10 protein-coding genes are annotated in these 4,580 nt (G+C 35.8%); all 10 read left to right on the top strand.

Annotation, left to right across the window (positions count from 1 at the left end):
- On the top strand, nt 1–263 hold a 263-nt coding region (locus AB5642_RS19785; RefSeq protein ID WP_368371915.1), incomplete at its 5' end, for a hypothetical protein.
- A 12-nt stretch (nt 264–275) separates the two neighbouring features.
- Nucleotides 276–515: a hypothetical protein gene (locus AB5642_RS19780; protein ID WP_005344271.1), complete on the top strand. Its 240-nt coding sequence runs from the start codon at nt 276–278 to the stop codon at nt 513–515.
- Between the two features lie 259 nt (nt 516–774).
- Nucleotides 775–1,146, top strand: coding sequence for a hypothetical protein (locus AB5642_RS19775; RefSeq protein ID WP_173718984.1), 372 nt, complete (start codon nt 775–777; stop codon nt 1,144–1,146).
- 279 nt (nt 1,147–1,425) lie between these two features.
- Nucleotides 1,426–1,590, top strand: a complete 165-nt coding sequence (gene rd, locus AB5642_RS19770) for a rubredoxin (RefSeq protein WP_148463579.1) — start codon at nt 1,426–1,428, stop codon at nt 1,588–1,590.
- A gap of 76 nt (nt 1,591–1,666) precedes the next feature.
- On the top strand, nt 1,667–2,101 hold the full coding sequence (locus AB5642_RS19765) for a bacteriohemerythrin (protein ID WP_019161195.1): 435 nt from the start codon (nt 1,667–1,669) through the stop codon (nt 2,099–2,101).
- A gap of 228 nt (nt 2,102–2,329) precedes the next feature.
- On the top strand, nt 2,330–2,608 hold the full coding sequence (locus tag AB5642_RS19760; RefSeq protein WP_173718983.1) for a hypothetical protein: 279 nt from the start codon (nt 2,330–2,332) through the stop codon (nt 2,606–2,608).
- Nucleotides 2,609–2,787: 179 nt separating this feature from the next.
- The gene (locus AB5642_RS19755) at nt 2,788–3,000 is read left to right on the top strand and encodes a DUF6219 family protein (RefSeq protein WP_005421604.1); all 213 of its coding nucleotides are present in this window, start codon (nt 2,788–2,790) and stop codon (nt 2,998–3,000) included.
- Nucleotides 3,001–3,003: 3 nt separating this feature from the next.
- Nucleotides 3,004–3,459 (top strand): thioredoxin-dependent thiol peroxidase, encoded by a 456-nt coding sequence (gene bcp, locus AB5642_RS19750; protein WP_226836684.1) that lies wholly within the window; start codon nt 3,004–3,006, stop codon nt 3,457–3,459.
- A complete protein-coding gene (yaaA, locus tag AB5642_RS19745; RefSeq protein WP_118583128.1) occupies nt 3,459–4,205 on the top strand; it encodes a peroxide stress protein YaaA in 747 nt (248 codons plus the stop codon). Before bcp ends, yaaA begins: the two co-directional genes overlap by 1 nt.
- A gap of 76 nt (nt 4,206–4,281) precedes the next feature.
- Nucleotides 4,282–4,440: a rubredoxin gene (locus tag AB5642_RS19740; protein WP_055055545.1), complete on the top strand. Its 159-nt coding sequence runs from the start codon at nt 4,282–4,284 to the stop codon at nt 4,438–4,440.
- Nucleotides 4,441–4,580 lie beyond the last annotated feature (140 nt).

Here is a 4,580-nt window from a genome sequence, read left to right as displayed (position 1 = left end):
CACACGATCCATCCACACAGTTATTTTCATGGGTAATTGGAGGGATAGATTTGAAAAAAGCATTAACCAGAAAACAGAAAGAAAGTTATCAGTGTATTTTGGATTATACGAAGGAGCATGGATATCCGCCGACAGTACGGGAATTTGGAAAAATGATCGGAGTAAGATCAACATCATCTGCTTTTTCCAAAATCAAACAGTTGGAGTTAAATGGATATATCCGCAGAATCCCGGCATCGCCAAGAGCAATCGAGATTTTATAGTGAGGTGTCGGCATGAACAAAGTATATGTAGATGTAGTGGCAGAGTTTCGGAAAGACGGACAGCTGGTTCCCATATTTTTTACATGGGAGGATGGAAGAAAGTATAGCATTGACAGAATTTTGAAAATCGAGCGGTGCGCCAGCAGAAAGGCAGGCGGTGTAGGAATGATGTACACCTGTATGATACAGGGGCAGGAAAGCCACTTGTTTTACGAAGTGGATAAATGGTTTATGGAGAGAAAAACAGCATAAGGAGAGATTGGTATAGACGATATTATTTGGATTATTAATCGGCAGAGATAGTCACTTTCCCTTTATATTCCTGCAGGTTTTACATAAGAAGATGGATTTCGGTCAGCAAAGGCAGCTCCCACAATGCCTTTTGGATATCCGCTTCTGCAAGTTGTAGTAAGTAATTGCTTCCCATCAAAATCATGAGATCGTGGTACCGCAGGCAAAGGATAAAAGATTTAAACCGTCACTGGGCGTTGAGGAAGAGTAGGTGAGTAATATGAGATACGAAGATTCGATGAAAGGTGTAGCTGATCAGATAATCAAAGAACAGCAGCGAGCCAGTAAAATTAAAAACAATCCAGAAGAGTTCCATTGGCATGACGAATATGCAACGTTGAATTTCTTTCGGTTTATCTGCAAAAATATCGGTAACTTGAGAAATGGAGAAATTGAAAAAATGGTCACACGTTTAAAGAACATAGATCAGAAAGCAGTGGAAAACCATGTGAATGGTGCTGTTTGGGCATTTGATTATGATAAGATGTTCTGTGTATTGATGGAAAATGAAATTTGCCGAAAGGTGTGTGAAAAGAATAAATATAACAATTGGATGAATCTGATTGGACAGTATTGTGTTTCAAGGACTTAAAGACGAAGAAAGTTGTTGGAGAGAAATAATTTCCAGCAACTCTGTCTTTAATGAATAGAGTTCATTTTTTTATTCAACTATTCCCATAATATATACAATATGTAAATGTGCAATTCAAATATCAGTTTATGCTAAGTACAAAAATAATAATAATAATTACTATTATTGACAAAAGAATAATTATCATGTATAATACAGATATACAAGAAACAAAGTGTTAGAAAAATTGCTAGGAACTTGGTAACAAAAATAAATCGACATTGAAAAGGGAAAATGACTATGAAAAAATATGAATGTGAACCATGTGGCTATATTTATGATCCGGCAGTAGGCGATCCAGACGGAGGTATCGCTCCAGGAACTGCATTTGAGGATATTCCAGATGACTGGACATGCCCAATCTGCGGATTAGGAAAAGATGTTTTCGTTCCTGTAGAAGACTAAGCAGAAAATGCAGGTACGAAACTGCCAGACATTAAAAGAGCCTAAGAGAACATATAAAAGAAATGGAGGTCAAATTATGACTTACGATTTAAACATTACCTTTGATGACAATTTAGTAACAGGAAATAAAACAATCGATACACAGCACAAAGAATTGATTGACCGTATTCAGAACTTTGTAATTGCCTGTCAAAATGGCGACAGCAAGGTAAAGGCAATCAAACTTCTGGATTATCTTAACGAGTATACTGACTTTCATTTTAAAGAAGAAGAAGCACTTCAGGAAAAAGCCGGTTATCCAGAGCGTGAAAAACATTATGAAAAACATGAAGAGTTTAAAAAGACAATTCAGGAACTGTATGAATACCTTCAGGAGTATGAAGGACCAACAGATCGGTTCAGTGAACTTGTACAGAAAAATGTAATCGACTGGCTGTTTGGACACATTAAAACATACGACCGCTCTGTGGCAAAATTTATCTTTATGAAACAAAATCCAGATCGATGCTAAAATAAACCAGGGAACGAGTTCACTCAGAATGTAGACAACGTGATGAAGTAAACTAGGGGCTGTCACAATGCAGCCCCTTTCCTGTTATAGCGATATTCTAGGTAATATATTGCGCTGGCATGACATATTATTTTACTACTACTATATGGGAAATTTGAATCCAGTCATAAAGAAGGCGAACCAGATGTAGTTGGAACTTTTTCTGTAAATCGGGATGAAAATATAACCGTGGTCGCAAATAGGGAAGATATTGAGGATAGAGAAGCGTTTGCAAGAAAACTTTTGCAGATGTACAAGGATGATTCTTTTCATTCGACAAAATTCTCCACAGACAGAGGATATGCGACGAGCATTGATATGAACATCTATTTATGGAAAGAAGATATTGAAGACGGGGAATCGGTAATGACAGCCGAATATAGACCTGTAGAATACGGAAAGGACTATGATGTTGTCAATAATCCTGATAAATTTCAACTATATATAGATGGAAAAGAGATTAAATAGTAATCTCCTGAAAGCAAGCTTTTTGTCAATTATTTCAAAGAAAAATTAAAGGATAACAATACATAGTTTTGACAATGATATTTTGAAAAATTTTATAGGAATGCTCTATTATCAAATTGACATAGGAATATGGTAGCGTATAATTAGAATTGAATACACTGAAAAAATGGAGGAATTACATGAAAGCACATAAATATTGGTCAGTAGGAGCATTGATCACAATGCTTGGGACTTTTTACACTGGATATAAAAAGCAAAAATCAAGTCACAAATACTTTGCTTTAAGTTCTATGTTATGTATGGTAATGGCGATATATACAGGTCATAAAATGATTACCGGGAATAGGAAGAAAAAGGCGAATAAAGAGAAAGATACAGAAAGGGAGGGATAAATAATGTTGGAAGTAGGGGTTAAGGCACCGGATTTTGAGTTGCCAGATCAAAATGGGAAAATACATAGATTATCGGATTATACAGGAAAAAAAGTGATTTTATATTTCTATCCCAAGGATAATACAGCGGGATGCACGAAACAGGCATGTGGGTTTTCTGAGCGATACCCTCAGTTTACCGAAAAAGGAGTAGTTATTCTTGGAGTCAGTAAGGATTCTGTATCCTCTCATAAGAGATTTGAGGAAAAATATGGATTGGCATTTACACTTTTAGCAGATCCAGAGCGGAAAGTTATTGAAGCATATGATGTATGGAAAGAAAAGAAAAATTATGGAAAAGTCTCTATGGGAGTAGTAAGAACCACATATCTTATTGATGAACAGGGGATTATTATAAAGGCAAATGATAAAGTCAAGGCTGCAGATGATCCTGAAAATATGCTCAAGGAATTAGATTAATGAAGATAATATTATCCCCTGCTAAAAAGATGATTACAGATACTGACAGCATAGCGCCGGATGGATTGCCTGAATTTATTGAAAAGACGACAGAGATACAAAGTTGGTTGAAAAGTAAGTCAAAGGAAGAACTGAAGACTATCTGGAAATGTAATGACAAAATTACAGAACAGAACTTCAATAGATTGGAAAACATGGATCTTTATCATTTACTTACCCCAGCTGTCTTATCATATGAAGGAATTGCTTTTCAATATATGGCTCCATCCGTGTTTGAGGACAGTCAGTTCGAGTATGTACAAAAGCATTTGAGAATAATATCTGCATTTTATGGTGTGTTAAAACCAAGGGATGGTGTGACGCCTTATCGTTTGGAAATGCAGACGAAGGTTGGAATAGGAGAAACAAAAAATCTGTATGAGTACTGGGGAGATTTATTATACCGCTCAGTGATTGATAACAGCAGGATTATAATCAATCTGGCATCGAAAGAATACTCTAAGTGCATAGAAAAATATCTGACACGACAGGATAGATACATTACGATTACATTTTGTGAGTTATCAGGAGATAAACTGGTGACAAAAGGTACATATGCTAAGATGGCCCGTGGTGAAATGGTTAGGTTCATGGCTGAAAACAGAATTGAAAATCCTGAGGATATTAAGAAATTTGATAGACTAGGCTATTCATTCCGCTCTGATTTATCATCAGATGCAGAATATGTTTTTGAACGGAAAAAATGATGATTGAATGATTATTTTAAATAAAAGGTAATCAGTAATATTGATTATTATAATAATAGAAGAGAGGAACAAACTAATGAAATATGTATGTGACGTTTGCGGATGGGAATATGATGAAGAGAAAGGTTATCCTGAAGGTGGTATTGCACCAGGAACAAAGTGGGAGGACGTTCCAGAAGATTTTGAATGCCCATTATGTAATGTTGGAAAAGATCAGTTTTCAGAAGTTGAATAAAATTCTGATTATTTAAATACGGCTAGATAAACAAAAACCCTGGTGCGTGTGAGCAACAGGGTTTCAGACTGTAGACAAACTTGGTGTTGGGTGTTATGCCCAGCACCATTTTTCTTTTAAAACTTCTTTTCTTTTTATTT

It is taken from the genome of Ruminococcus sp. 1001136sp1_2201st1_G3_2201SCRN_220225 (assembly GCF_040924365.1).
GTDB lineage: Bacteria > Bacillota > Clostridia > Lachnospirales > Lachnospiraceae > Blautia_A > Blautia_A faecis.
The sequence above is the reverse complement of the archived record's forward strand: the minus strand, read 5'-3'. Positions and strand labels throughout refer to the sequence as shown.